Here is a 240-nt window from a genome sequence, read left to right as displayed (position 1 = left end):
GTATACCGATGGTGAACTGAATCAAGACTTCATCGCTGTTATTAAAGAGCAAGGTCCGAAGGCAAAGGGTATGCCTGAACTTCATAAATTAACGCCTGTGATGGCGACACTGCAAGACCAAGGCTATAAGGTTGCCATTGTAACGGATGGTCGTATGTCTGGCGCATCAGGTAAAGTACCTGCGGCCATCCACTTAGCGCCTGAGGCAGTCGAAGGTGGCATTATTGCTAAAATTCATGA

The 240-nt window shown here is 47.1% G+C and carries 1 pseudogene; it reads left to right on the top strand.

What is annotated here, in order from left to right:
* Positions 1-240, top strand: a pseudogene (locus CWC11_RS20975) (dihydroxy-acid dehydratase domain-containing protein); the annotation flags it as partial.

This window comes from Pseudoalteromonas sp. S3178 (genome assembly GCF_005886985.1).
GTDB classification, from domain to species: Bacteria; Pseudomonadota; Gammaproteobacteria; order Enterobacterales; family Alteromonadaceae; genus Pseudoalteromonas; species Pseudoalteromonas carrageenovora.
This window is presented reverse-complemented; position numbering and strand designations above follow the sequence as displayed.